Below are 26,249 nucleotides of genomic sequence, written 5' to 3'. Positions count from 1 at the left end.
GCCGGTCGCCGGGGTGGTGCGGGGCCGTGCGCCGGTGGTGTGGGGATGGCGGGGCGCGGGGTCTGGTAGACGTTAGTGCGTGACCCACTCCGACGACGCCCTCCTGCCGCTCGACGCCGTGCGGCCTCCTGCGTCGTCCAAGGACACCAAGGGGGCGGTGGTCGCGGCGCCCGAGCGGCCCGTGGCGCGGGTGGTCGTCGACAGCCCGCTGCCGCACCTCGACCGGCCCTTCGACTACCTGGTGCCCGCCGCCATGCACGAGGCGGCCCGGCCGGGGGTGCGGGTGCGGGTGCGGTTCGCGGGCAAGCTGATCGACGCGTTCCTGCTGGAGCGGGTGGACGAGAGCGATCACGAGGGCAAGCTGACGCCGCTCGAACGGGTGGTCTCTCCCGAGCAGGTGCTCACGCCGGAGATCGCCGGTCTGGCGCGGGCGGTGGCCGACCGTTACGCCGGCACCCTCACCGACGTGCTGCGCCTGGCCGTTCCGCCACGCCACGCCAAGGCCGAGGCCGAGGTCCCGCCCCCGCTGACCCGGCCCCGCCGCCCGCCCCCTCCGGCGCGGCGGCGCAGAGTGCTTCTCCCACCGTGGCGCCGGCCGTTGGCAGCGAATCTCCTGCCGTGACCCATGCTGCCGGGAGCGGGTCTCCCGCCGTCGCGGTCGCGCAGGTCGCTCCGGGCGCGCCTGCTGAGGACGGGGGAGCGCAGGGCGTGGCGGGCTCGTCCTTCTCGGGACGGGTGCCGGAGCCCGCGGCGTCGCCTCCGGTGAACGAGCTGGCCGAGCAGGACGGCGCCCGGCAGGCGGCGACCCGCGTGCACGGCCGGGCGGCGGCCGGTCCGGCCCACGTGAACGGGGACGCCCCCGAGCGGGCGGCAGAGGGCCGCAAGAGCGCCTGGGACGCCTACCCGACCGGCCCCTCGTTCCTGGACGCGCTGCGCCACGGCCGCGCCCCCCGGGCCGTGTGGTCGGCGCTGCCCGGCGCCACGGGATGGGCCGGGGCCATGGCGGAGGCGGTGCTCGCCACCCTCGACGGCGGGCGGGGAGCGGTCCTCGTGGTGCCCGACGGCAAGGACGTCGCGCTGGCGGACGCCGAGTTCGAGCGGCTGCTCGGCCCCGGCAGGCACGTGGCGCTCACGGCCGACCTCGGACCGGCCGAGCGGTACAGGCGATGGCTGAAGGTCCTCAGAGGCCAGGTGCGCGCCGTCGTGGGCACCCGGGCCGCCATGTTCGCCCCCGTCGCGGAGCTCGGCCTGGTGGCCATCTGGGACGACGGCGACGACCTGCACGCCGAACGCCTGGCCCCCTACCCCCACGCCAGGGAGGTCCTCGGCCTGCGCGCCCACCGGACGGGCGCGGCCATGCTGATCGGCGGCTACGCGCGTACAGCCGAGGCCACCCAGCTCATCGCGGCGCGTTGGGCCAGGCCGATCGTGGCCGCCCGCACCATGATCAGGAGTTTGGCCCCGCGGGTGCGTCCTGCCGGTGAGGACGCCGAGCTGGCCAAGGACCAGGCGGCCCGGCAGGCGAGGCTGCCCAGCCTGGCCTGGCGGGCGCTGCGCCAGGGGCTGGAGAGCGGGCCGGTGCTGGTGCAGGTGCCCAGACGCGGTTACCTGCCGGCGCTGGCCTGCCGCCACTGCCGTGCCCCGGCGCGCTGCGTCCTGCCGCCCACCAGAGTCGCCCCGCACCTGGCCGCACCGCCGGCCCTGGTCGAGGCGGGAGCACGCGCCGAGGCGGAGCCGGAGGCCGGGACCCTGGCCACCGCCACGGACGCACCGGGCGCGACGCCGGAAGGACACGGGAGCGGGGAGTCGCAGTGCCACGGGCCGCTCGCGCTCAGGGCCGGGCACGCCGCCCCCTACTGCCGCTGGTGCGGCCGGGTCGACGCCGACTGGCGGTGCCCGTCCTGCGGCAGCCCCCGGTTGCGTGCGGTCGTCACCGGCGCCAGGCGCACCGCCGAAGAGCTGGGCCGGGCCTTCCCGTCGGTGCAGGTGCGCACCTCGGGCCGCGACGGCGTGCTGGCCGGTGTGCCGGCCGCGCGCGCCCTCGTGGTCGCCACGCCCGGCGCCGAGCCGGTGGCCGAGGGCGGCTACGCGGCGGCCGTGCTGCTCGACGGATGGGCGCTGCTCGGCCGGGCCGACCTGCGGGCGGGGGAGGAGACGCTGCGCCGGTGGATGAACGCCGCCGCGCTGCTGCGGCCGTCCGCCGAGCTGGTGGTGCTCGGGGACGCCGGGCTGCCGGCCGTGCAGGCGCTGCTGCGGTGGGACCCGATCACGCACGCCGAGCGCGAACTGGGCGACCGGGCCGAGCTGGGGTTCCCGCCCGCGGTGCGGATGGCGACGCTGACGGGTTCGGCGAGCGCCGTCCGGCAGATGCTCGACGAGGTGCGCCTGCCGCCGGACGCCCAGGTGCTCGGCCCCGTCCCGGTGGACGAGTCGGGCCTCGAACGGGCCATGATCCGGGTACGGCGCGGCGGCGGGGCGGCGTTGTCGGCCGCGCTCAAGGGAGCCAGTGGGGTGCGTGCGGCGCGTAAGACACCAGATGTCGTGAGGGTGAGTGTCGACCCACTCGACCTGATTTAGACCGTTTCCCCGATTCGCTCATCTGTTGGTCAGCCGTTAGCGTGCCCCTGTGTCGATCGAATGGGTGAACCAGGCCATCGACGACCTGCGCGCATGGGGGCGCGCGCGGGAAGTCGAAGTGGACGCGGACGAGGTCCGCCTGCTCTGCGACTACGCCAGCGACTATCTCAACGTCAACGAACTGCGCGACTTCACGCCGGAGACCTTCGACGAGCTGCTGCTGTCCATCTACCCGCGCAAGGTGATCGCGCCGCCGGAGAGCGCGCCCGAGACCGTGGCGGCCGCCCGCACTCTGGTGGACTACCTCGGCGAGGCCGGCCACGTCAGCCCGGCCACCGTGGCCGGCATGCGGGCCCGGCTCGACGACATCGGCCCCCGCATGCCCGAGGCCCTGGCCGACCCGGCCAACTTCGGCATGGCCAAGAGCCTGTTCAGCTCGATCGGGCCCGAATCGCTCGAACAGGCGGTGCCGATCCCGTCCGGGGAGCTGCCCGACCTGGGCGAGGCGCCCTGCGACTGTCCGGGCTGCACCCCGCTGCCCGCCGTCCGGCTGGCCTCGGAGGAGGAGCTGGCCGAGGCGCTGCGGACCGTTCCGAAGCTGGCCGGCGGCCCGCCACCGGGCGACGGCGAGCCGCTGGGCGCCTGGGCCGAGACCGTGGCCCGCCTGCTGGAGGACGACACCGGCGGCGAGATCACCGGCCACGCCGAGCTCGACGAGGGCCTCTACGACCTGTTCGACATGCTCTACCGCCTCCAGGCGCCGGTGCCGCTCCAGGTCGTCGCCGACTACCTGGAGGAGGTCTCGGGCGAGGGCGGCATCGACGTGGCAGGGGCGCTCGACCGGCTGGCCGGGTGGGGCATGGTCCGCCTCGACGGCAAGGCGGCCGAGCTGACGCCCCTGGCGGTCTGGGGGCTGCGCGAGCACTACCTCTCGCTCGGCCTCGACGCCCCGATCGCCCCCGACCTGGGCGAGGCCGACGCGCGCGGCCTCATCGAGGGGCTGCTCGAAGGGCTGCCCGCCGAGCTGGCCGAGCAGGACATCACCCGCTGGCTGTCCGGCCGCGCGCCGGGGGAGGCCGCGGCCGAGCTGCTGACCGCCGCCTCCGGCGCGCCCGCCGTGGCCCGCGGCATCGCGATCACCATCGTCGACCGGCTGGGCGCCGAGGCCGAGCCGCAGGTGCGCGACCACCTCGACGAGCAGGAGCTGCGCCCGCACGTCATACACTGGCTGGCCGCACGTGGTCTGGGCGCGCCGCCGCTCACCCAGGACGAACTGCTCTGGGTCAGCGTCGACATGCTCGCCCTGGCGATGCCGGCCGCGCGGGAGGATCCGGAGATCTTCGCCGAGAACATGGCGGCGTCCGGTCCGCCGGCCCATCTCATCGAGGAGATGTGGCGGGTCGACCACCCCGACGTCGTCGAGGTTCTGGAGCTGCTCGGACGCTCCATCCCCGACGACACGGTGGCCAAGGCGGCGCGCAAGGCGGCGTTCAAGGCGCGCTCCCGGGCCATCCGTTGAGTACGCCCTTGTGACTGCTGTGCAGTAAGTTTCCTGGGTGGCAAACAATGTCTTCGACCTCGCCGAGCTGCGCAAGCTGATCGATGAGCAGGCCGCCGTGCCTCCACGGCCACCTGAGGAGACCTCCGTGGAGCACGAGGCGCTGACCTTCCCGCCCGTCCTGCTGGCGAGCGACGCCGAGCTGGCCCGCGCGGTGCCCGCGGTGCCGCTCGTCGCCGACGCCATCCGCCTGACCGCCTGGACGGGCAGCCGCGAGGTGGGCGCCGACGGCATGCTCGGCGAGTCCGACGCCAGGGCCGCCGCGGAAGAGCTGGGGCTCCAGGAGTCCCGGCTGCGGCTGATCTGGATCGTCGCGGTCAACACCGGCCTGCTGCGCATCCTCGGCGGCCGGGCCTCGCGCGGCCCGCTGTCGATGCAGCTCACGGTCGAGGCCACGCTGGAGTTCTGGGACGGCGTGGTGATGGACGTCCTCGACCGCGCCGACGAGGGCCTGACCGGCTCCTCCGTGGTCGACGACCACCTGGCCGAGATGCTGGCCACGATCTACTCGGTGCGCTCCGGCGTCGCCGTGGGCAACCTGGCCAGGGGCATCCTGCAGTCGCACGAGGTCGCCTGCGCGCCGGGCCAGGTCGAGATGCGCAGGCTGGCCGCCGCGCTGCCGGCCGAGTTGCTGGAGGCGGTCTCGCTGCTGACGTACTGCGGGCTGGTGGAGCAGACCGAGGCCGGGCGCACGGCGCTCACCCCGCTCGGGGTCTGGGCCGTCCGGCGCGACCTGCTGCGCGAGGGCCACGACGCGCCCACCGCCGCCGAGGTGCAGGTCTTCGCCGACCTGTCGGCCGCCGAGCTGGTCGAGGCGCTGGTGAAGGGCACCGCCACGCAGAGCGCCGTGGCGGGCTGGCTGGAGCGCCGGCCCCCGAGGCGGCCGCCCGCGAGCTGATCGAGATCGCCGCCTCCGGCACCGCCGGGCAGCGCGGCGCGGTCGGCGCCATCCTGGAGGAGCTGGGTCCCGAGGCCGAGCAGCCCGTGCGGCAGGCGCTCGACCACCCGCTCACGCGCCGCTACGCCGCCTCCTGGCTGCACATCCGCGACCTGGAGGCCCCGCCGCTCAGCCCCGAGGACCACACCTGGATCGCGGTCGACAACCTCGCCGCGCTCATGCACCTGTCCGGCCCGGCCGCGGGCCGCCTCGACATGCCCGAGCCGGGCGAAGACCTGATCAAGCTCGTCCGCGAGATGCCCGCGGTCGGCCACCCCGACACGCTGGCCGTGCTCGACATGCTCGCCGGCACCCACGACGACCGGGCGGTGGCCAAGGCGGCGCGCAAGGCCGCCATGAAGGCCCGCTCCCTGCGCCACGACCGGCCGCCGGCCCACCGCCGGTAAACTGGGCTGATCCACGTTCGAGAACAGGAGTGAGCCCCTTGGCGATCCAGTCGATCCGGCTGTTCGGAGATCCGGTGCTGCGCACCCCGGCGGCCCCGGTCGTCGACTTCGACAAGGAGCTGCGCAAGCTGGTCAAGGACCTCACCGACACGATGATGGACGCCCCGGGCGCGGGCCTGGCGGCCCCGCAGATCGGCGTCGGCCTGCGGGTGTTCACCTACTACGTCGACGACCGGCTCGGCCACCTCATCAACCCCGACCTCGACCTGTCCGCCGACCTCGACGAGGAGGGCGAGGAGGGCTGCCTGTCCTTCCCCGGCCTGTCCTACCCGACGCCGCGGGCCGTCCGCGCCGTGGCCAAGGGCTTCGACATGCACGGTGAGCCGGTCACGCTGGAGGGCACCGACCTGATGGCCCGCTGCTTCCAGCACGAGACCGACCACCTCGACGGCATCCTGTTCATCGACCGCATGGACCCCAAGCAGCGCAAGCTGGCCATGAAGGCCATCCGCGAGGCCGAGTGGAGCGGCCTGTCCGCCCCCGTGATCAAGATGTCGCCGCACGCCACCGGCGGAAGGGCGCTCTGACGATGCGGCTGGTCTTCGCGGGCACACCCGAGACGGCGCTGCCGTCGCTGCGCATGCTGATCGACTCACCGCGGCACGAGGTCGTGGCCGTCATCACCCGTCCCGACGCCCAGTCAGGGCGGGGGCGCAAGGTCCACCCCTCGCCGGTGGCCGAGCTCGCGGAGGAGGCCGGCATCGAGGTGCTGCGCCCGGCCAAGGTCGGCGACCCCGCCTTCCTCGACACGCTGCGCGCGCTGGAGCCCGACTGCTGCCCGGTGGTGGCCTTCGGCGCGCTGTTGCCGCAGTCGGCCCTCGACGTGCCCCGTCACGGCTGGATCAACCTGCACTTCTCGGTCCTGCCCGCCTGGCGCGGGGCGGCGCCCGTCCAGCACGCGGTGCTGCACGGCGACGAGATCACCGGCGCGACGACGTTCCAGATCGTCAAGGAGCTCGACGCGGGCCCGGTCTACGGGGTCGTCACCGAGGAGATCCTGACCCACGACACCAGCGGCGCCCTCCTCGAACGCCTGTCGGTCTCCGGCGCCGGCCTGCTGGCCGCCACGCTCGACGGCGTCGAGGACGGCGCGCTGGAGGCACGTCCCCAGCCGCTCGACGGCGTGACGATCGCGCCGAAGATCAACGTCGCCGACGCGCGGGTCGACTGGTCCAAGCCCGCCATGCGGGTCGACCGCCTGATCCGCGCCTGCACCCCCAGCCCGGGGGCATGGAGCGAGTTCAGGGGCCAGCGGGTGAAGCTCGGCCCGGCCAAGGTCGCCGTCCAGGCCGACCGGCTCGCGCCCGGCCGGATCCTGGCCACGAAGAGCCACGTGCTCGTCGGCACCGCCACCGACCCGGTCGAGCTGGGCGAGGTGCAGCCGCAGGGCAAGCGGGCGATGGGCGCGGTCGAGTGGGCGCGCGGCGTCCGGCTTGCGGGTGACGATGTCTTCGCGTGATCCCCGCCGGGTGCCGGGCGGGCCCACGGGCACCAAGCCGCGCGGCGCCGGCCGTCCGCGCCGACCGGCCCGCGACCACGCCCGCAACGCCGCCTTCGACCTCCTGCGGGCCGTCGACGAGCGCGACGCCTACGCCAACCTGCTCCTGCCGCGAATGCTGCGCGAGCGCGACATCCGGGGGCGCGACGCGGCGCTGGCCACCGAGCTGGCCTACGGCACGCTGCGCGGCCTCGGCACCTACGACGCCATCATCGAGATGTGCAGCGACCGCGCGCCCGACCCGGCCGTGCGCGACGCCCTGCGGCTGGGGGCCCACCAGCTCCTGCGCATGCGCGTCCCGCCGCACGCCGCCGTCGGCACCACCGTCGATCTCGTACGCCTGCGCATCGGGCAGGGCGCGGCCAAGTTCGTCAACGCGGTGCTGCGCAAGATCGGCTCGCGCGAGCTGGAGGACTGGATCCCCATCGTCGCGCCCGACTCCGACCAGGACCCGGTCGGCCATCTGGCCGTCGCCTACGGGCATCCCCGGTGGATCGTCTCGGCCTTCCGCGACGCGCTGGGCGGTGGCGGGGAGCTGGCCGATCTGCTCGACGCCGACAACGTCCGGCCGCTGGTGACGCTGGTCGCCCGGCCGGGGCGCAGCTCGGTGGCGGAGCTGGCCGAGGCCGGTGCCGCGCCCGGCCGTTACTCGCCGTACGCGGCCTACCTGCGCGAGGGCGACCCCGGGCAGATCGAGGCCGTGGCCGAGACCCGCGCGGCCGTCCAGGACGAAGCCAGCCAGCTCGTGGCGCTCGCCCTGACCCGCGTGCCGCTCGACGGCGAGGACGAGCTCTGGCTGGACATGTGCGCCGGGCCGGGCGGCAAGGCGGGCCTGCTCGACGCCGTCGCCACGTACGGCGACCTGGCCGGCCTCGACGGCGAGCGCCGCACGGGCGACGGCCCGGCGGCGGGCGACGGCGGTGCGGCGGGCAGTGGTGCGGCGGGCGACGGCCTGGTGGCGTTCCCCGGCGGGGCGCGGGTGCTGGCCGCCGACGTGCAGTACCACCGGGCGCGGCTGGTCTGGCAGACCACCAGGAGCGCCTCGGTCGTCACCGCCGACGGCACCGAACCCGCCTGGCGGCCCGGGGTGTTCGACCGGGTCATGCTCGACGCCCCCTGCACGGGACTGGGCGCGTTGCGGCGGCGTCCGGAGGCCCGGTGGCGGCGCGACCCGGCCAGCATCGCCGAGCTGGGCGCGTTGCAGCGGCGGCTGCTCGGCACCGCCCTCGACGCCGTGCGCCCGGGTGGGGTGGTGGCGTACGTGACCTGCTCACCGCACCTGGCCGAGACGCGCGTCGTGGTCGGCGACGTCATGGGCCGCAGGGACGACGTGGAGCAGCTCGACGCGCGCGACTACCTGCCTGAGGTCGACGGGCTCGGCGACGGCCCGCACGCGCAGTTCTGGCCCCACCGCCACGGCACGGACGCCATGTTCCTCGCCCTCCTCCGCAAACGTCCCTGACCCCCTCCTCGCCCGCGTGCCCGTGTGGTGGCGGGGGCGAGGCGGTGGGAGGGGGCGTCGAGGGGGAGCGGGCGGTTCAATAGACTGGCGCATCATGGCCGTACAGATCTCGCCCAGCATCCTCGCCGCCGACTTCGCGCGGCTGGCCGACGAGGCCGCCGCCGTGCCGAACGCCGACTGGCTGCACGTGGATGTCATGGACTACCACTTCGTGCCCAATCTCACCCTCGGGCTGCCCGTGGTGGAGTCCCTGCGCAAAGCCACCCAGACACCCCTCGACTGCCACCTCATGATCGCCGACCCCGACCGCTGGGCCCCCCAGTACGCCGAGGCCGGGGCGGGCAGCGTGACCATCCACGCGGAGGCGTCCAAGGCGCCGGTGCGGACGTTGCGCGAGATCCGGTCGCTCGGCGCCAGGGCGGGGCTCGCGCTCAACCCGGCCACGGCGGTGGAGCCGTTCGAGGGGCTGTTCGGTGAGATCGACATGCTGCTGCTGATGACGGTCGAGCCGGGGTTCGGGGGCAGAAGTTCCTCGACATGGTGCTGCCGAAGGTGCGGGCGGCGCGGGCGATGATCGAGCGGCACGGCGGATCGGTCTGGCTGCAGGTCGACGGGGGTGTGACGGCCGAGACGATCGAGCGCTGCGCGGAGGCGGGCGCCGACGTGTTCGTGGCCGGCAGCGCCGTCTACGGGGCCGCAGACCCGGTGGCGGCCATCGACGCCCTCCGCGCCGCCGCCACCCGCTGACTGCTCCTCAGCACCCGCTAACCGTCCCCCGCCATCCGCCGACCTTTCCCCACCACCGTTGACCCTTCCCGCCACGGGCGTGCCTCGCGCGCTCCCGTGGCCCCTCCACCCCTCGGTGAGGTGTCCTCCGCGCAGGGCCGTTGCTCCATCGCCTCTCCAGGAGGCGTGCCCGCGCGCTGGTGCGGAGCCTTTGCGAGGTGCTCGGGCACTCCCGTGGCCTGTCCGTGAGGTGCGCACCGCAGCCCTGCCGCAGCGCCTCGGCCCCCGTCTGTCAGGTGCGGGTCCATCGGGGTGCGGCCCGTTGCGGGCGCGGGCCCAGGGAGGGTGCAGGTCCGCTCGGGGTGCGCGCTCACTGGGGGCGCGGGCTCACTGAAGGTGCGAGTCCGCTGGGGGTGCGCGCTCACTGGGGGGTGGGTCCGCTGGAGGGGCGGGCTCACTTGGGGGAGGCGGGCCTGCTGGGAGTGTGAGGTCCGCTCAGGGTGCGGGGCTCGGCGGGTGGGAGGCGAGCTTCCGCGGAGGGATGGCGGAGGGGCGGGGCCGGGGTGGTGAGCGGAGCGTGAGCGTGGGGTGATCGTCCCGGGGACGCCTTCGGGGCGGGCGGCAGCGTGCCCTCGGACCGATCCACTTCGGTCACCCGCCTGAGATCAAAAGCCGCGACGTCGCGAAATATCAATCCCCGACCTATTGATCAGTATGACGTGCGTCACTTTGAGATTGGGTTATTTTTTGTCAGGATTCTGTGACATACGTTGATCCGATAGCGCCGGTTACCGATCTTGATAGTGCACGTTTCCCCTGGTCAGCCCCCATATAGGGCCATGATCGACGGCCGGGTGCCGCAGTGCTTAGTGACCTTACCGTTATGTCGAACTATTGCTGACTGTGATGTTTGGCTAGATATCCTGCGTTTTGATCGCCGTTCCGCGTCATGACTTTTCGCGGCGTAAGACGGTCTTTTTCCATTGCGGGGGTCTTCTCCTACCGGGGTTTCCGGGCCCTCGTTCAGTGCGAACGGAGGGTAATGGGCAAGTACCTGCTCCGCAGGTTGGCGATCAATCTGATCTTGGTCGCGATCGCGGCCAGCTTGGCTTACATGCTCGCCGCGACGACCATGAACCCCCGCGGCGCGTATGAAGGCCGCCAACCTCCCGTCGCCGAGGAAGTCATCGACGCCACCCTCGACAGCTACAACCTCAACGACAAGACGCCCGTCCTGGAGCGCTACGGGACCTGGGTCAAGGGCGTCGTCACGGGGGACTTCGGCAAGACCTGGAACGGCGGTTCGGTCAACGACGAGATGGGCCGGCGGATCTTCGTCAGCCTCCGGCTGCTGCTGGTGGGCACGATCCTCGGGTTCGTGTTCGGAGTGGCGCTCGGCGCCCTGTCGGCGATCAAGCAATATCGGGTGACCGACCGGGTGATCGGCGTCGGCTCGTTCGTGATCATGGCGATTCCGGTGTTCGTGCTGGCCACGCTGCTGGCGATCAGCGCGTACAACCTCAACCGCGGGCTCGGCTTCACGCTGATCGAGTTCACCGGCGAGTACAACCCCAAGCTGTCGGGCTGGGACCAGTTCGCCAACCGGCTGAACCACCTGATCCTGCCGACCATCTCGCTGAGCCTCGGCTCGATCGCCTTCTACAGCCGCATCCAGCGCAACATGATGCTCGACGTGCTCGGCCAGGACTTCGTCCGCACCGCGATGGCCAAGGGCCTGCGGCGCAGGACGGCGCTGGTCAAGCACGCGCTGCGCACCGCGCTGATCCCGGCGGCCACGTACTTCGCCTTCGCCTTCGGCACGATGCTCACCGGCGCCACCTTCACCGAGAAGATCTTCGCCTGGAACGGCATGGGTGCCTGGCTGGTCGACTCGATCAACCAGAACGACGTGAACTCGGTCGCCGCGGTCAGCATGTTCGCCTCCGTCTGCGTCCTGTTCGCCGGCTTCCTGTCGGACCTGCTGGTGGCGGCCCTCGACCCACGAGTGCGGGTGAGCTAAGTGCGTTCCAAGGTTGTTCTCGGGCGGATGCTGCGTAACCGGCAGGCCCGCTACGGCTTCATCGCCCTCCTGCTGCTGGTGGCGCTGGCCTACATCGGCCCCTTCTTCGGCGCCTACGACTGGACGGACAAGGACTTCCTGTCCTTCCTGTCGGCCCCGTCGTCCGACCACTGGTGGGGCACCACCACGATCGGCCAGGACATGTACGCCGTCACCCTGCGCGGCATGCAGAAGTCGATCATCATCGGCCTGCTCGTGGCGCTCATCTCGACCGGCCTGGCCGCCATGGTCGGCGCCTTCGCCGGGTACTTCGGCGGCTGGGTGGACCGCGTCCTCATGTGGGGCGTGGACCTGCTCCTCGTCCTGCCCAGCTTCCTGATCATCGCGATCGCCTCGCCGCGCCTGCGCGGCGCCTCCTGGCTCTGGTTCGTGGTCCTGCTGGCGGCGTTCGCCTGGATGATCACCTCCAGGGTGGTGCGCAGCATGACGCTCTCGCTCCGTGAGCGCGAGTACGTGCAGGCGGCCGTCTACATGGGCATCCCCCGCTGGAAGATCATTTTCCGGCACATCGTGCCGAACCTGTCCTCCTTGCTGATCATCGACGCCACCCTCAACGTGAGTGGCGCGGTCATCGGCGAGGCCGCGCTGTCCTTCTTCGGCTTCGGCATCCAGCCGCCCGACGTCTCGCTCGGCACGCTGATCGCCGAGGGCTCCCGCAACGCCACCGGCTACCCCTGGCTGTTCGCCTTCCCCGCCGGGCTCCTGGTGCTGCTGGTCCTGAGCATCAACCTCATCGGAGACGGCCTGCGCGACGCACTCGACCCGGGGAGCAACTCATGAGCATCCTGGAGGTTCAAGACCTCACCGTGACGTTCCCCGGCGGCATCGAGGCCGTGCGCGGCGTCAGCTACGAGGTGGCCCGCGGCGAGGTCCTGGGCATCGTGGGCGAGTCCGGTTCGGGCAAGTCCGTCACGTCCCTGGCGATCATGGGCCTGCTGCCGCGCAACGCCCAGATCAGCGGCTCGGTCAAGCTCCACGGCCAGGAGCTGATCGGGATGAAGGAAGACGACCTGGTCAAGGTCCGCGGCAAGTCGATGAGCATGATCTTCCAGGATCCGCTGTCGGCCTTCACGCCCGTCTACACGATCGGCGACCAGATCTCCGAGGCGCTGCGCGTCCACCAGAAGCTGAACAAGGACAAGGCCGCCAAGCGCGCGGTCGAACTGCTCGACCTGGTCGGCATCCCGCACCCGGACGTCCGGGCCAAGGCGTTCCCGCACGAGTTCTCCGGCGGCATGCGCCAGCGCGCGATGATCGCGATGGCCATCGCCAACGACCCCGACCTGCTGATCTGCGACGAGCCGACCACCGCGCTCGACGTGACCATCCAGGCCCAGGTGCTGGAGGTGCTCAAGACCGCCCAGCGCGAGACGGGCGCCGGCATCGTCATGATCACGCACGACCTGGGCGTCGTCGCGGGCATGGCCGACCGGGTGCTGGTCATGTACGCCGGCAAGCCGGTCGAGCAGGGCAACGTCGACGACATCTACTACCGGCCGCGGATGCCGTACACGATGGGACTGCTCGCCTCGATCCCCAGGATCGACGGCGAGGAGGGGCCGCTGGTGCCGATCGAGGGCAACCCGCCCTCCCCGGCGGCGCTGCCGCCGGGCTGCCCGTTCGCGCCGCGCTGCCCGATGAAGATCGACTCGTGCGACGACGAGGAGCCCCCGCTCACCGACGTCGGCGGCGGCAGGCACGTCGCCTGCATCCGCTCCCGCGAGATCGAGTACAAGGGCCTGACCGGTACGGACGTGTTCCCGGTCCCGGTCATCCCGGTCAGCGAGGTGGTCCGCGTGCCGCGCGAGCAGCGCGCGACGGTGCTGGAGCTGGACAACCTCATCCGGCACTACCCGCTGATGAAGGGCGCGGTGTTCAAGCGCCGCGTCGGCACCGTGCACGCCGTGGACGGCATCAGCTTCGACATCGCCGAGGGCGAGACGCTGGCCCTGGTCGGCGAGTCGGGCTGCGGCAAGACCACGACCCTGCAGCAGATCATGCAGCTAGCCCCGCCGCAGAGCGGCCGGATCGTCGTGCTCGGCCAGGACAGCGCCAAGCTCGGCCCGTCCGGGCGCAAGGCGCTCAGGGGCGACCTGCAGATCGTCTTCCAGGACCCGATGGCGGCGCTCGACCCGCGCATGCCGGTCGGCGACATCATCGCCGAGCCGCTGCGCGCCCACGGGCGCAAGAACGTCAAGCAGCGGGTCGCCGAGCTGCTCGAACTGGTGGGCCTGGCGCCCGAGTACGCCGAGCGCTACCCGCAGAGCTTCTCCGGCGGCCAGCGCCAGCGCATCGGCATCGCCCGCGCGCTGGCCCTGGAGCCCAAGCTGCTCGTCCTGGACGAGCCGGTCTCGGCACTGGACGTGTCCATCCAGGCCGGCGTCATCAACCTGCTGGACGAGCTGAAGAACACCCTGGGGCTGTCGTACCTGTTCGTGGCGCACGACCTGGCCGTGGTCCGGCATCTGGCCGACCGCGTCGCGGTCATGTACCTCGGCAGGATCGCCGAGATCGGCACGGTCGAGGAGGTCTACGACCGCCCCGCGCACCCCTACACGCAGGCGCTGCTGTCAGCGATCCCGCTGCCCGACCCCGAGATGGAGCGCACGCGCAAGCGGATCCTGCTCGAAGGCGACCTGCCCAGCCCGGCCGACCCGCCATCGGGTTGCCGGTTCCGCACGCGCTGCCCCAAGTTCGCCCTCCTCACCGAGGCCGAACGCCGGCGCTGCGTGGACGAAGAGCCCTCGGTTGCCCGGCTCGCGACCGCCGTGGACCACGGCGCCGCCTGCCACTACGCGGAGGAAGTCGAGGTCATCACGGCCTCGGACGATCAGGAGGAAAAGTGAAGGTTCGTTACCGGGCGGCGGCGGGAATCGCCGTCCTCGCCATGGCCGCGGCGGCTTGTGGCGGTGGTGGCGGCGAGGCCAAGAAGCCGAGCGCCGAGCAGTCGCAGCAGGCTCAGCAGCAGATGTCGCAGACCCCTGGCATCTCGATCAACCCCGTCGCGTACGAGCAGGTCAAGGACGGCGGCACGCTCACCCTCTCGGTCGGCCAGTGGCCGAGCCAGTGGAACGGCAACCACGTCGACGGCAACCAGCGCGACACGGCGGACATGCTGGACTCGCTGATGCCGCAGCTGATGGTCGCCGACTCCGAGGCCAACTTCAAGGCGAACCCCGACTACCTCACCGACGTCAAGATGGACCTGTCGTCGGGCAAGCAGGTCGTCACCTACACGCTGAACGAGAAGGCCCAGTGGTCGGACGGCACGCCGATCACCTGGAAGGACCTCGAGGCGGCGTGGAAGGCCAACAGCGGCAAGGACAAGAAGTTCAAGCCGGCCTCCACCGACGGCTGGGACCGCATCGAGTCGATCACCAAGGGTGACAGCGACAAGGTCGCCATCGTGACGTACGGGAAGAACTACCCCGAGTGGATGGGGCAGTTCTCGCGCTCGCCGCACCTGTACCCGGCCTCCCACATGGAGACCCCGGAGAAGTACGAGAAGGACTACCTGCAGAAGATCCCGGTCACCGCCGGGCCCTTCAAGGTCGAGAGCATCAACGAGGGCACCAAGACCCTGACCGTGGTGCGCGACGACAAGTGGTGGGGCAGGAAGGCCAAGCTCGACAAGGTCATCTTCCGTACCATCGAGACCCCCGCCGCGCAGGTCAACGCCTTCGCCAACGGTGAGCTCGACGCGGTGGAGATCCCGCCGGGCAGCCCGGCCGACCTCAAGCGGGCCAAGGAGGTCCCGAACGTCGACGTCCGCAAGGCGCTCAGCCCGAACTGGCGGCACATCACCGTCAACAACCAGAGCGAGTTCCTGAAGGACAAGTCGGTCCGCCAGGCCGTCGCGTACGCGATCAACCGTGACGTGATCACGCAGTCCGACCTCAAGGACATGGACTGGCCGCTGCAGACGCTCGGCAACCACGTCTTCATGAACAACCACAAGGCGTACGTCGACAACTCCGGCGAACTGGGCAAGTACAACCTGCCCAAGGCCAAGGAGCTGCTCGACGCGGCCGGCTGGAAGCAGGAAGGCGACGTCCGCAAGAAGGACGGCAAGGAGTTCTCGCTGAACTTCGTCGTCCCGGCGGGCCTGCCCTACGCCAAGACCGAGGGCGAGCTCACCCAGGCCATGCTCAAGGAGGCCGGGATCAAGCTGACGATCCGCCCGGTCCCCGATGACAAGTTCTTCACCGACTTCATCATCAAGGGCGACTTCGACCTGGTGCCGTTCTCCTGGATCGGCACGCCGCTGCCCCTCGGCGGCCTGCCCCAGATCTACAAGACCGGCTCCGAGTCGAACTTCCCCAAGGGCAGCGACCCGGCGCTGGACGCCGCGATCGACGCCGCGGTCAGCGAGATGGACCCGACCAAGGCCTACGAGCTGGCCAACGCGGCCGACAAGCTGATCTGGGACCAGGTGCACACCATCCCGCTGTACCAGCGTCCTGACATCCAGGCCACCAAGAAGACGCTGGCCAACTACGGCGCCTTCGGCTACCAGGCCGCCGACTACACGGCGATCGGCTTCACCGGCTGATCTCCGTAGCCTCGTCGAAAACCCCTGGCCGGTTCCCGGCTGGGGGTTTTTGGCATGGTTTGTCGTCCCACTGGGTAACTGTTCACTTATGGACGACGACTATGGGATCTTCGGCCCCGAGTCGGTGACCTGGCGGGTGATGGGGGAGCCGATCCAGCTCGTCGGCGGCTTCCGGGCGCTGCTGATGCAGGGGCTGCACCCCAGGGCGATGCGCGGCGTGCTGCAGAACTCGGCGCTGCTCGACCCGGCCGAGGCGTGGTCGCGCTTCCTGCGGACCAGCGAGTTCGTCCGGGTGCGCACGTACGGCACGCGCGCGGAGGTCGAGCGGGCCGGCCGCCGGGTGCGCAAGATCCACGCCACGCTGACCGCCCGCGACCCCGACACCGGCGAGACCTACCGCCTCGACGACCCCGAAGCGCTGCGCTGGGTGCACGTCGGCGAGGTCGACTCCTACCTGACGGTGGCCCGCCGCGCCGGCGTGCGGCTGTCCGACGCCGACGCCGACCGGTTCGTCGCCGAGTGGCGGCGCGCCGCCGAGGTCGTGGGCCTGGACCGGGACGACGTGCCCGGCTCGGTGGCCGAGCTGCGCGACTACATCGACGGCCGGCGTCCGGGGCTGCGGCTCGTGCCCGAGGCCGCCCATCCGCTGCGGTTGTCGCTGCACACGCCGCTGCCCGGCGCGCTGTCCGCGCTGCGGCCCGCCGTGCCCGCGCTGACCGTGCTGGCCCTGGCCACGCTGCCGCGCTGGGCCCGCCGCCTGTACGGCCTGCCCGCCACGCCCGTGGGCGACCTGTGGGCCTCGGCCACGCTGCGCGCCCTGCACACCGGCATCGGCCTGGTCCCCGAGCAGGTCCGCTACGCGCCCTCGGCCCGCCGGGCGCGCAAGCTGATGGCTGCCTGAGCGAGCGCTTGTTCAAAAAGCACGGGGGCGGTCGCGCTTTCCGTAATCGGCATGGCAAACTGGTACAAGAAGAGAGCTAGCGTGCTCCGGGGTCGGTGAAAGTCCGAACCGGCGGTTACAGTCCGCGACCCGGCCGATGCCATCGGCCGGTTGACCTGGTGAAATTCCAGGACCGACGGTTAAAGTCCGGATGGGAGGAAGCGCGCGAGGTGTCCGGCGTCCCAGCCGGGCTCCTGACGTGGTGCCGTGACGGCACCAGAAACCCCCGGGGCCCGCCGTGGCTTGAAGCTACTGGCGAGTAGGAGACCCGGGTGGACATCTCAGCCGCCGACGCCGCGCACATGGCGCGCGCCGTCGAGCTGGCCGCGCGAGGACACGGCGGCACCAGCCCCAACCCCGTCGTCGGCTGCGTCGTGCTGTCGGCCGCCGGGCAGGTCGTCGGCGAGGGCTTCCACGCGTACGCGGGCGGGCCGCACGCCGAGGTCGTGGCGCTGGCGCAGGCGGGCGAACAGGCGCGGGGCGGCACGGCGTACGTGACGCTGGAGCCCTGCGACCACACCGGCCGCACCGGGCCGTGCAGCCGGGCGCTGCTGGCCGCGGGCGTGGCCCGGGTGGTCGTCGCCGTGGCCGACCCCAACCCGAAGGCCGCCGGCGGCGCGGCGCGGCTGCGCGCGGCCGGGGTGAGCGTGACGCAGGGGGTGCTGGCCGAGGCGGCCGAGCGGGTCAACGAGGAATGGCTCACCTATGCCCGGCTCGGCAGGCCGCACGTGACCTGGAAGTTCGCCGCGACCCTCGACGGCAGGTCGGCCGCCGCCGACGGCACCAGCCAGTGGATCACCTCGCCGCAGGCGCGGGCCGACGTGCACCGGCTGCGCGCCGCCTCCGACGCGATCGTGGCCGGGATCGGCACCGTGCTCGCCGACGACCCCCACCTCACCGTCCGCCTGCCCGAGAACGTCGCGGCGGGCACCGGGGCGGACGCGGCGGAGGGCGACGCGGGGGCGCTGCTGGCCGGCAGCCCGCCGCTGGCCGGCCGGCCCCTGGGCGCCCGGCCGCCGCTGCGGGTCGTCGTGGACACCGAGGGCAGGACGCCGCCCGCGGCCCGCGTCCTCGACGACGAGGCCCCCACGCTGGTCGCCGTCGCCGACGACGCCGTGACGGGGCTCAAGGCCGGCCTGCTGCGCCTGCCCCGGCACGCGGAGGGCGGCCTCGACCTGCACGCCCTCCTGCGCGAGCTGGCCGCCCGCGAGGTGGTCGGCGTGTTCCTGGAAGGCGGTCCTGCCCTGGCCGGCGCGTTCCTGCGGCAGGGCCTCATCGACCGCGTGATCGCCTACCTCGCCCCCGCCCTCCTCGGCGAGGGCAGGGCCGCGCTCGGCCCGGCGGGCGTCGGCACGATCAGCGGCGCCCACCGCCTCACCTTCGACGAGTTTTCCCCCATCGGGCCGGATCTGCGGCTGACCGCGCGGCCCGCTCCGCATCAAGGCAGGGAGAAGTGATGTTCACCGGAATCATCGAGGAGAAGGGCGAAGTCGTCGCCATCGAGCCGGCGGGCGGCGGCGCCCGCCTGTCCGTACGCGGCCCGCTCGTCACCTCCGACGCCGCCCACGGGGACTCGATCGCCGTCAACGGCGTCTGCCTGACGGTCGTCGAGGTCAAGGACGACGTGTTCACCGTCGACGTCATCAGGGAGTCGCTCGACCGCAGCTCGCTCGGCGGCCTCACCGCCGGCTCGGCGGTCAACCTCGAACGGTCCGTACGCGCCGACCAGCGCCTCGGCGGCCACATCGTCCAGGGCCACGTCGACGGCACCGCCCGCCTGCTGTCCCGCGCCCCCGGCGAGAACTGGGACGACCTGCGCTTCTCCCTGCCCGGCCCGCTCAGCCGGTACGTGGCCGAGAAGGGCTCGATCGCCATCGACGGAATCAGCCTGACCGTCACGACGGTTGACGACGACAGCTTCGGCGTGAGCCTCATCCCGACCACGCTGAAGCTGACCACCATGGGCGACCGCCAGGTGGGCGACGTGGTGAACCTCGAGGTCGACGTGATCGCCAAGTATGTGGAGAGGCTGGTGGGCACCCGATGAGCTGGGTGGACGCATCGATTGACATCTTCGGTCTGCCGGTGAAGTGGACCGACCTGCTGGGCAACGTGTTCGCCCTCGCCACGGTGGCGTTCGCGATGCGCAAGTCCATGTGGACCTGGCCCGTGCAGTTCACCGGCTCGGTGCTGCTGTTCCTCGCCTCGATCAGCGCGCACGTCACCGGCAACGCGCTCAAGCAGGCCCTGTTCGCCGTGCTGGCCGTCTACGGGTGGTGGAAGTGGCGGCAGGGCACCCAGGAGCACGCCCTGTCCGTCCGGCCCGCCACGGGCGGCGAGCGGTGGCGGATGCTGGCGGCGCTCGCGGTGGGCACCGCGGTGGTGACGGTCCTGTTCAAGGCGTTCGACCTGTCGTGGTACCCGGGCGCGCCGGTGGCCGTCGTGGCCTCCGACGCCTACATCTTCGTCGGCGGCGCGGTCGCCACCTGGGCGCAGGGCCGCGCGCTGGTCGACTTCTGGATCGTCTGGGTGCTGGTCGACCTGGTGGGCGTGCCGGTGGCGTTCAACTCCGGCCTCTACGTCTCCGGCGCCGTCTACGCCGTGTTCTTCGTCATGGTCCTCACGGGCTTCGCCAAGTGGCTGCGCGAGTACCGCGCCGCCCGTCCGGAACTGGTGGCAGCGGCATGAGCGAGTTCAAGCTCGACCCGATCGAGCGGGCCATCGAGGACATCCGCAACGGCCGTCCCGTCGTGGTCGTCGACGACGAGAACCGCGAGAACGAGGGCGACCTGATCTTCGCCGCCCAGAAGGCCACGCCGGAGCTGTGCACGTTCCTGATCCGGCACACCAGCGGCATGATCTGCGTGGCCATGGACGGCAAGGAGCTCGACCGGCTCGGGCTGCCGCTCATGGTGGCCCAGAACCGCGAACGCCTGCGCACCGCGTACACGGTCACCGTGGACGCCCGTGACGGCGTCACCACCGGCATCTCCGCCGCCGACCGCGCGAGGACCATCCGCACCCTCGCCGACTCGGCCACCGAGCCCAACGAGCTGGTCCGGCCCGGCCACGTCTTCCCGCTGCGCTACCGCGAGGGCGGCGTGCTGGCCCGGCGCGGCCACACCGAGGCGGCCGTCGACCTGGCCAAGCTCGCCGGGCTCTCGCCGGCCGGTGCGCTGGCCGAGGTGGTCAACGACGACGGCACCATGGCCAGGCTGCCCCAGCTGCGCCGCTTCGCCGACGAGCACGACCTGGCGCTGGTCTCCATCGAGCAGCTCGTCGACCACCGCCGCCGCGCCGAGAGCATGGTCACCAGGGTCGCCGAGACCCGGCTGCCCAACGCGTACGGCATGTGGCGGGCCTACGGCTACGCCAGCGCCCTCGACGGCGGCGAGCACGTCGCGCTGGTCTACGGAGACCTCGGCGGCGGCGACAACATCCTGGTCAGGGCCCATTCCGAGTGCCTGACCGGCGACGTGTTCGGTTCGCTGCGCTGCGACTGCGGCGTGCAGCTCGACCACGCCATGGGCGCCATCGCGCAGGAGGGCCGCGGCGTCGTCGTCTACCTGCGCGGCCACGAGGGCCGGGGCATCGGCCTGCTGGCCAAGCTCAAGGCCTACAGCCTCCAGGACAACGGCAGCGACACCGTCGACGCCAACGTCGAGCTGGGGCTGCCGGTGGACGCCCGCGAGTTCTCCAACGCCGGGCAGATCCTGGCCGACCTGGGCGTGCGCTCGGTGCGGCTGCTCACCAACAACCCGGCCAAGCTCAAGGGCATGGACGGCTACGGCATCAAGGTGCTCGGCCGCGAGCCCATGCCCGTGGCCCTGAACCCGCACAACGAGCGTTACCTGGAGGCCAAGCGCGAGCGGCTCGGCCATGACATCGCGGACATCGCGGCGGGCGTCCCGCACGACATCTCGGAGGCATCATGAGTGGCGAAGGCCGTCCCGGCGTGGCCGTGGTGGACGCGGCGGGCCTGGTCGTGGGCGTGGTGGCGGCCAGCTGGCACGCCAAGATCACCGACCAGCTCGTGGCGCGGGCCGTGCAGGCGTGCGACGACAGCGGCGCCACCGCGACCGTGGTCCGCGTGGCCGGCTCGCTGGAGATCCCCGTCGTGGCCCAGGCCCTGGCCCGGCGTTGTGACGCGGTGGTCGCCCTCGGCGCGGTCATCAAGGGCGAGACCGCCCATTTCGACTACGTCTGCGACTCGGTCACCAGCGGCCTGACCCGCGTCTCGCTCGACGAGGAGACGCCCGTCGGCAACGGCGTGCTCACCTGCGAGACGATGGACCAGGCGCTCGACCGCTCCGGGCTGCCCGGCAGCAAGGAGGACAAGGGCTACGAGTCGGCCCTGGCCGCCCTGGAGACCGCCCTCCTCCTGAGGGACCTCCACTGACCTGCGGTAGGTTTCCCTCGTGCCCGAGCCCGTGACCCCGCCGCCCCTGCCCGTGACCTGGCGTCCCCGCCGGGGCCGGATCGTGCCCTACGCCTTCGCCCTGGTGGTGGTGGCGGGGGCGGTTCTCATGGCGGTCTTCATCGCCGACCCGTTCAAGCTGCCCGACCGGGTGGCGATCGTGGGCTTCGGCCTGGCGGTGGCGTACGTGCTGCACCTGCTGGGCCGGGTCCGGGTGGAGGCCGACGAGAAGGGCCTGACCGTCGTCAACGCCCTGCGCGTCCACCGCTACACCTGGCCCGAGGTCATCGACGTGACCCTCCTGGTGGGCGACCCGTGGCCGAAGATCGACTTCTCCGACGGCCGGACGATCGGCGCCATGGGCATCCAGGGCTCGGAGAAGGCCCGCGCCCGCCGGGCCACGGCCGAGCTGGCCGCGCTGATCCACGAGCGCGGCGAGGCGTCCGAGTCCGGCGACTGAACCGCGCGACTGAAACCTGTTCCGAGGGCGAGCCGATATCGCCGGAGCGGGGTTGCGACGTAGCCTGAAGGCGTGCTGCGGCGGACAATCAGGGCAATGGACATCGAGTCGCCGGACAAGCTCATCGAGCTGCTCGACCGGCACGACTACCTGGCCGACCGGGGGCTGGCCACGGCCGCCTTCCTGGCGCTGCGGATGGGGCGGCCGCTGTTCCTGGAGGGGGAGGCGGGCGTCGGCAAGACCGAGCTGGCCAAGACCCTCGGGACGCTGCTCAAGGCCCCGCTGATCCGGCTGCAGTGCTACGAGGGCCTCGACGCGTCCCAGGCGCTGTACGACTGGGACTTCGCTCGCCAGCTCCTCCACCTCAAGGCCGCCGAGGCCGCCGGGATCACCGACGCCGCCCGGCTGGAGGGGGAGATCTACGACCGCCGCTTCCTGATCGCCCGTCCGCTGCTGAAGGCCGTGGAGACCCAGCCGAGCGTGCTGCTGGTGGACGAGATCGACCGGGCCGACGACGAGTTCGAGGCGTTCCTGCTCGAAGTGCTCTCCGACTTCACCGTCTCCATCCCCGAGCTGGGCACGATCAGGGCCGCGACGCCGCCGGTCGTCGTGGTGACCTCCAACCGCACCCGCGAGGTGCACGACGCGCTCAAGCGGCGCTGCCTCTACCACTGGCTGGAGCACCCGAGCTTCGACCGCGAGGTCGCGATCCTGCTGCGCCGCCTGCCCGGCTGCACCGAGGAGCTGGCTTTGCAGGTGGCGCGGGCGGCCGAGCGGCTGCGGCGGGCCGACCTGGTCAAGCCGCCGGGCGTGGCCGAGACGCTCGACTGGACCGAGGCGCTGCTCACGCTCGGGGCCAGGGAGCTCGACCCCGACCTGGCCGCGGCCACCCTGGGCGCCGCGCTGAAGTACCGCGAGGACGTCGCCGCCGTCCTGGCCGACGGGCTGCTGTCCGGTGGATGAGCTGGTCCGGACCGTGACGGGCTTCGTCAGGACCTTGCGCGCGGCGGGCGTGGACGCCGACCACGAGCGGACGCGCAGCCTGCTGCAGGCCCTCGGCCACCTCGACGCCGGTGACCGGGACGCGTTCTACTGGGCCGGCCGGCTCACCCTGTGCGCCACGCCCGACGACCTGCCCCGCTACGACCGCTGCTTCGCCGCCTACTTCGGCGGGCGGCGGGCGGCGCCGGCCCGTACCGGGACGACCAGCGTCACCCGGCACCTGGCGGCCGGCGACGGTGAGGAGGTGGGCGCGGGCGAGGACGCCGCCGCCCCGGCCACGGTCAGCCGCGCCGAGGTGCTGCGGCACCGGGACGTCGCCCGGCTCACCGAGGCCGAACGGGCCGAGGTGCACCGCATGCTGGCCCTGCTCGGCCGCGGCCGGGCCGCGCGCCGCTCACGCCGTTTCGAGCGGGCCCACCGGGGCAGGCTGGACCAGCGTCGCACCGTGCGCGAGGCGCTGCGCAACGGCGAGGTGGCCCGGCTCCGCCGCCGCCGGCACACGACCAGGCCCCGGCAGGTGGTGCTGTTCGTGGACGTCAGCGGGTCGATGGCCCCCTACGCCGAGACCCTGCTGCGCTTCGCCCACGCGCTGGTCAGGAGCGAGCCGCGGGCCACGAGGGTCTACTCGGTCGGCACCCGGCTCACCGAGGTCACCGCCGAGCTGCGCCACCGCGACCCGGGTACGGCGCTGAACGCGGCGTCCGCGGCCATCCCCGACTGGAGCGGCGGGACCCGGCTCGGAGAGGAGTTCAAGGAGTACCTGATCCGTCACAGCGCCCGGGGGGCGATCGTGGTCATCGCCTCCGACGGCTGGGAACGCGGTGACCCCGCGCTCCTGGGCGCCCAGCTCGCCAGGCTGGCCCGGCAGGCGTACCGGCTCATCTGGGTCAATCCGCACAAGGGATATGAGGATTACCAGCCGCTGACCGGAGGCATGCGGGCCGCCCTGCCGTATCTGGACGATCTGGTGGCCGGGCACAGCCTGGCCGCCTACGAGGAACTCAGCGAAAGGCTCGCCCATGCGTGACGTGCTCCCGGAGATCATGCGGTGGTGGAGGTCGGGGCTCAGGTTCGGGCTGGCGACCGTGGTGAGCACGTTCAGCAGCGCGCCACGCCCGCCGGGCGCGGCGATGGCGGTGCGCGGCGACGAGGTGGTGGGCAGCGTCTCGGGCGGGTGCGTCGAGGGGGCGGTCTTCGAGCTGGCCTCGGAGGCCGACACCCCCGTCCTGCAGCGGTACGGCGTCAGCGACGACGACGCCTTCGCCGTCGGGCTGACCTGCGGCGGCATCATCGACATCCTGGTCGAGCCGGTCTCCATCGAGACCTTCCCCGAGCTGGGCGAGATCTTCGCCTCGGTCGAGGCGCACCAGCCGGTCGCCGTCGCCACCATCGTCGCCGGCCCCGGCCCGATCGGCGCCCGCCGGATCGTCTGGCCCGGCCGCTCCTCGGGCACCCTGGGCCTCGACCGCCTCGACGAGGCCGTGGACGACGACGCCCGCGGCATGCTCGCCCAGGGCCTGACCGGCATCAGGCACTACGGCGGGCACGGCGAGCGGCGGCTGGACGACCTGTCGGTGTTCGTCCAGTCGTTCGCGCCGCCGCCGCGCATGCTGGTCTTCGGCGCGATCGACTTCGCCGCGGCCGTCGCCAAGGTGGGCAAGTTCCTCGGCTACCACGTCACCGTCTGCGACGCCCGGCCGGTCTTCGCCACCCCCAAGCGGTTCCCCGAGGCCGACGAGGTGGTGGTCAAGTGGCCGCACGACTACCTGGCCTCGGTGCAGGTGGACGAGCGCACGGTGATCTGCGTGCTGACCCACGACCCCAAGTTCGACGTGCCGCTGCTGGAGGTGGCCCTGCGGACCGGGGCGGGCTACATCGGGGCCATGGGCTCGCGCCGTACGCACGAGGACCGGCTGGCCCGCCTGCGCGAGTCGGGGCTCACCGAGGCCGAGCTGGCCCGGCTGAGATCGCCCATCGGCCTCGACCTGGGCGCCCGTACGCCGGAGGAGACGGCCGTGTCGATCGCCGCCGAGCTGATCCAGCTGCGGTGGGGCGGCTCGGGCCGGCCCCTGTCGCAGACCGGCGGGCGCATCCACGGGGAGCCGGCGTGATCGCCGGGCTGCTGCTCGCCGCGGGGGAGGGCACCCGGCTGGGCACGCCCAAGGCGCTCGTGGAGTTCGGCGGTGAACGGCTGGTCGACCGCGGGGTGCGCCTGCTGGCGGAGGGCGGCTGCCATCCGGTGGTGGTCGTGCTGGGCGCGGCGACCGTACAGGTGCGCGGGGCGGTCAGCGTGCGCAACCCGGACTGGCGCACCGGCATGGGGTCCTCTCTGCGCGCCGGGCTGGCCGCGCTGCCGCCGGAGGCGACGGCCGTGGTGGTCGCGCTGGTGGACCAGCCCCTCGTCCGGGCGGGCGCGGTGCGGGCGCTGGCCGGCTCGGGGGCCGGGCTGGCGGTGGCCACGTACGGCGGGCGGCGGGCGAACCCGGTGCTGATCGCGCGCGAGCACTTCGCCGGGGTGGCGGAGCTGGCGGTGGGGGACGTGGGGGCGCGGGCGTTCATGAAGGCGCATCCCGGGCTGGTCACCGAGGTCGCCTGCGACGAGCACGGCGACCCGGCCGACATCGACACGCCGCGGGACCTGGAGCTGCTGGAAGGCCGCTAGAAACGCAGCGAGGCGATCGCCGCGCGGTGGTCGCTGCCGGTCGCCGGGGCCACCCCCGCCCTGGTCGCCGTCATGCCCCTGAACAGGATGTGGTCGGGCCGGGTGATCGGGAACTCGGCCGGCCAGGTGAACCCGAACCCGTCGCCGGCCACGCTCTGGGCGTCGGTCAGCGGCGGGGTCAGCCCGCGCATGCCGCGGTCGGTGGTGGCGGTGTTGAGGTCGCCGAGCAGCAGGACGCGCTTGCTGGGGTCGGCGTCGACGAGCCGGCGGGCGTGGGCCAGGGAGGCGTCGCGGGAGGCGGTGTGGCCGGGCCTGGCCGAGGCCAGGTGCATGACGTAGACGGTGACCTTGCCCTTGGGGGTGCTCACCACCGCGCGCAGCGCCCGCGGCCAGCCCATGCCGACGTCGAGCGGGCGGGTCTCGCTGATCGGGTATCGGCTCCACAGGCCGACCGTGCTGACCGGGTAGTGGTAGCGGAACATCTTGTTGAGCTGCTTGGCCGCGGGCCCGCCGGGGGTCAGCTCCTGGGCGGCCAGCAGGTCGAGCTCTTCGGCGATGGCCTTGACCGCCTCGCCGGACGCGCTGTTGCGCACGCCCACGTTGACCGTGCCGACGGCCAGGTCGCTGGGGCCGCCGGGCGGCGCGGCGAGCAGCGTGGAGCCGAACATCGCCGCCCACACCAGGCCGGGCGCCAGCGCCGCGAGCGCGGCCGCCCTGGACCGCGCCAGCAGGGCGAGGAGCAGCAGCAGCGGCACCGCCACCCCCATCCAGGGCAGCAGGCTCTCCAGGACGGGCGTGAACCCGCCGAGCGCCGGGATCAGCGAATGACCCGCCAGGGCCAGGGCGACCACTGCGGAGGCGATGACGACGACCCGGCTCAGCACCCGAACCAGGCTAGTGCTTCGCCGTGC

General features: G+C 72.6%; 23 protein-coding genes, 1 pseudogene and 1 riboswitch. Of the genes and pseudogenes, 23 read left to right on the top strand and 1 reads right to left on the bottom strand.

What is annotated here, in order from left to right; genetic code table 11:
• Positions 1 to 75: 75 nt before the first annotated feature.
• From ACNF49_RS42470 to ACNF49_RS42360, 23 genes and pseudogenes are all read left to right on the top strand, one after another.
• Positions 76 to 2,577: a primosomal protein N' gene (locus ACNF49_RS42470; protein ID WP_482941277.1), complete on the top strand. Its 2,502-nt coding sequence runs from the start codon at positions 76 to 78 to the stop codon at positions 2,575 to 2,577.
• Between the two features lie 49 nt (positions 2,578 to 2,626).
• Complete coding sequence (locus ACNF49_RS42465; RefSeq protein WP_482941276.1) at positions 2,627 to 4,096, top strand: hypothetical protein; 1,470 nt, start codon at positions 2,627 to 2,629, stop codon at positions 4,094 to 4,096.
• Positions 4,097 to 4,133: 37 nt separating this feature from the next.
• The gene (locus ACNF49_RS42460) at positions 4,134 to 5,033 is read left to right on the top strand and encodes a hypothetical protein (protein ID WP_482941275.1); all 900 of its coding nucleotides are present in this window, start codon (positions 4,134 to 4,136) and stop codon (positions 5,031 to 5,033) included.
• An 86-nt stretch (positions 5,034 to 5,119) separates the two neighbouring features.
• The gene (locus ACNF49_RS42455; protein ID WP_482941274.1) at positions 5,120 to 5,479 is read left to right on the top strand and encodes a hypothetical protein; all 360 of its coding nucleotides are present in this window, start codon (positions 5,120 to 5,122) and stop codon (positions 5,477 to 5,479) included.
• 38 nt (positions 5,480 to 5,517) lie between these two features.
• Positions 5,518 to 6,066: a peptide deformylase gene (def, locus tag ACNF49_RS42450; RefSeq protein WP_357967963.1), complete on the top strand. Its 549-nt coding sequence runs from the start codon at positions 5,518 to 5,520 to the stop codon at positions 6,064 to 6,066.
• Positions 6,067 to 6,068: 2 nt separating this feature from the next.
• Entirely contained in the window at positions 6,069 to 6,998 is a 930-nt protein-coding gene (gene fmt / locus ACNF49_RS42445; RefSeq protein WP_357967966.1) for a methionyl-tRNA formyltransferase, read from the top strand.
• A complete protein-coding gene (locus tag ACNF49_RS42440) occupies positions 6,985 to 8,499 on the top strand; it encodes an RsmB/NOP family class I SAM-dependent RNA methyltransferase (RefSeq protein WP_482941273.1) in 1,515 nt (504 codons plus the stop codon). Before fmt ends, ACNF49_RS42440 begins: the two co-directional genes overlap by 14 nt.
• Before the next feature lie 163 nt (positions 8,500 to 8,662).
• Positions 8,663 to 9,246: pseudogene (gene rpe, locus ACNF49_RS42435) on the top strand (ribulose-phosphate 3-epimerase).
• A gap of 1,021 nt (positions 9,247 to 10,267) precedes the next feature.
• Positions 10,268 to 11,245: an ABC transporter permease gene (locus tag ACNF49_RS42430; RefSeq protein WP_357967972.1), complete on the top strand. Its 978-nt coding sequence runs from the start codon at positions 10,268 to 10,270 to the stop codon at positions 11,243 to 11,245.
• Entirely contained in the window at positions 11,246 to 12,085 is an 840-nt protein-coding gene (locus ACNF49_RS42425) for an ABC transporter permease (protein WP_357967975.1), read from the top strand.
• Entirely contained in the window at positions 12,082 to 14,151 is a 2,070-nt protein-coding gene (locus ACNF49_RS42420; protein WP_357967977.1) for an ABC transporter ATP-binding protein, read from the top strand. Before ACNF49_RS42425 ends, ACNF49_RS42420 begins: the two co-directional genes overlap by 4 nt.
• Positions 14,148 to 15,857, top strand: a complete 1,710-nt coding sequence (locus tag ACNF49_RS42415; protein ID WP_482941272.1) for an ABC transporter family substrate-binding protein — start codon at positions 14,148 to 14,150, stop codon at positions 15,855 to 15,857. The genes ACNF49_RS42420 and ACNF49_RS42415 overlap by 4 nt, the downstream gene beginning before the upstream one ends.
• Before the next feature lie 88 nt (positions 15,858 to 15,945).
• Positions 15,946 to 16,758, top strand: a complete 813-nt coding sequence (locus ACNF49_RS42410; protein ID WP_482941271.1) for an oxygenase MpaB family protein — start codon at positions 15,946 to 15,948, stop codon at positions 16,756 to 16,758.
• 77 nt (positions 16,759 to 16,835) lie between these two features.
• Positions 16,836 to 16,966, top strand: a riboswitch (FMN riboswitch).
• Positions 16,967 to 17,069: 103 nt separating this feature from the next.
• Positions 17,070 to 18,254, top strand: coding sequence for a bifunctional diaminohydroxyphosphoribosylaminopyrimidine deaminase/5-amino-6-(5-phosphoribosylamino)uracil reductase RibD (ribD, locus tag ACNF49_RS42405; protein WP_482941270.1), 1,185 nt, complete (start codon positions 17,070 to 17,072; stop codon positions 18,252 to 18,254).
• On the top strand, positions 18,254 to 18,844 hold the full coding sequence (locus ACNF49_RS42400) for a riboflavin synthase (RefSeq protein WP_357967986.1): 591 nt from the start codon (positions 18,254 to 18,256) through the stop codon (positions 18,842 to 18,844). The genes ribD and ACNF49_RS42400 overlap by 1 nt, the downstream gene beginning before the upstream one ends.
• On the top strand, positions 18,841 to 19,485 hold the full coding sequence (locus ACNF49_RS42395) for a nicotinamide mononucleotide transporter family protein (RefSeq protein ID WP_357967989.1): 645 nt from the start codon (positions 18,841 to 18,843) through the stop codon (positions 19,483 to 19,485). Before ACNF49_RS42400 ends, ACNF49_RS42395 begins: the two co-directional genes overlap by 4 nt.
• Positions 19,482 to 20,732 (top strand): bifunctional 3,4-dihydroxy-2-butanone-4-phosphate synthase/GTP cyclohydrolase II, encoded by a 1,251-nt coding sequence (locus tag ACNF49_RS42390; protein ID WP_357967992.1) that lies wholly within the window; start codon positions 19,482 to 19,484, stop codon positions 20,730 to 20,732. The genes ACNF49_RS42395 and ACNF49_RS42390 overlap by 4 nt, the downstream gene beginning before the upstream one ends.
• Entirely contained in the window at positions 20,729 to 21,196 is a 468-nt protein-coding gene (gene ribH / locus ACNF49_RS42385; protein WP_357967995.1) for a 6,7-dimethyl-8-ribityllumazine synthase, read from the top strand. Before ACNF49_RS42390 ends, ribH begins: the two co-directional genes overlap by 4 nt.
• A 19-nt stretch (positions 21,197 to 21,215) precedes the next feature.
• Positions 21,216 to 21,674, top strand: coding sequence for a PH domain-containing protein (locus ACNF49_RS42380; RefSeq protein ID WP_357967998.1), 459 nt, complete (start codon positions 21,216 to 21,218; stop codon positions 21,672 to 21,674).
• A 96-nt stretch (positions 21,675 to 21,770) separates the two neighbouring features.
• Complete coding sequence (locus tag ACNF49_RS42375; protein WP_357968000.1) at positions 21,771 to 22,637, top strand: AAA family ATPase; 867 nt, start codon at positions 21,771 to 21,773, stop codon at positions 22,635 to 22,637.
• Positions 22,630 to 23,703, top strand: a complete 1,074-nt coding sequence (locus ACNF49_RS42370) for a vWA domain-containing protein (RefSeq protein WP_482941269.1) — start codon at positions 22,630 to 22,632, stop codon at positions 23,701 to 23,703. The genes ACNF49_RS42375 and ACNF49_RS42370 overlap by 8 nt, the downstream gene beginning before the upstream one ends.
• Positions 23,696 to 24,787 carry an XdhC family protein gene (locus tag ACNF49_RS42365; protein ID WP_357968006.1) on the top strand — a complete coding sequence of 364 codons (1,092 nt, stop codon included), beginning with the start codon at positions 23,696 to 23,698 and terminating at the stop codon, positions 24,785 to 24,787. The genes ACNF49_RS42370 and ACNF49_RS42365 overlap by 8 nt, the downstream gene beginning before the upstream one ends.
• Positions 24,787 to 25,338 (top strand): nucleotidyltransferase family protein, encoded by a 552-nt coding sequence (locus ACNF49_RS42360; protein ID WP_482945658.1) that lies wholly within the window; start codon positions 24,787 to 24,789, stop codon positions 25,336 to 25,338. Before ACNF49_RS42365 ends, ACNF49_RS42360 begins: the two co-directional genes overlap by 1 nt.
• On the opposite strand, the gene ACNF49_RS42355 is transcribed toward ACNF49_RS42360, so the two are convergent.
• The gene (locus tag ACNF49_RS42355; RefSeq protein WP_357968009.1) at positions 25,335 to 26,222 is read right to left on the bottom strand and encodes an endonuclease/exonuclease/phosphatase family protein; all 888 of its coding nucleotides are present in this window, start codon (positions 26,220 to 26,222) and stop codon (positions 25,335 to 25,337) included. The genes ACNF49_RS42360 and ACNF49_RS42355 overlap by 4 nt on opposite strands.
• Positions 26,223 to 26,249 lie beyond the last annotated feature (27 nt).

Source organism: Actinomadura sp. ATCC 39365 (assembly GCF_054392275.1).
The sequence above is the reverse complement of the archived record's forward strand: the minus strand, read 5'-3'. Positions and strand labels throughout refer to the sequence as shown.

Coding starts and splice junctions, on each gene's coding strand:
- ACNF49_RS42430 (WP_357967972.1), top strand. CDS start 10,268: ATGGGCAAGTACCTGCTCCGCAGGTTGGCGATCAATCTGATCTTGGTC.
- ACNF49_RS42365 (WP_357968006.1), top strand. CDS start 23,696: ATGCGTGACGTGCTCCCGGAGATCATGCGGTGGTGGAGGTCGGGGCTC.
- ACNF49_RS42410 (WP_482941271.1), top strand. CDS start 15,946: ATGGACGACGACTATGGGATCTTCGGCCCCGAGTCGGTGACCTGGCGG.
- ACNF49_RS42440 (WP_482941273.1), top strand. CDS start 6,985: ATGTCTTCGCGTGATCCCCGCCGGGTGCCGGGCGGGCCCACGGGCACC.
- ACNF49_RS42390 (WP_357967992.1), top strand. CDS start 19,482: ATGAGCGAGTTCAAGCTCGACCCGATCGAGCGGGCCATCGAGGACATC.
- fmt (WP_357967966.1), top strand. CDS start 6,069: ATGCGGCTGGTCTTCGCGGGCACACCCGAGACGGCGCTGCCGTCGCTG.
- ACNF49_RS42400 (WP_357967986.1), top strand. CDS start 18,254: ATGTTCACCGGAATCATCGAGGAGAAGGGCGAAGTCGTCGCCATCGAG.
- ACNF49_RS42420 (WP_357967977.1), top strand. CDS start 12,082: ATGAGCATCCTGGAGGTTCAAGACCTCACCGTGACGTTCCCCGGCGGC.
- ribH (WP_357967995.1), top strand. CDS start 20,729: ATGAGTGGCGAAGGCCGTCCCGGCGTGGCCGTGGTGGACGCGGCGGGC.
- ACNF49_RS42395 (WP_357967989.1), top strand. CDS start 18,841: ATGAGCTGGGTGGACGCATCGATTGACATCTTCGGTCTGCCGGTGAAG.
- ACNF49_RS42375 (WP_357968000.1), top strand. CDS start 21,771: ATGGACATCGAGTCGCCGGACAAGCTCATCGAGCTGCTCGACCGGCAC.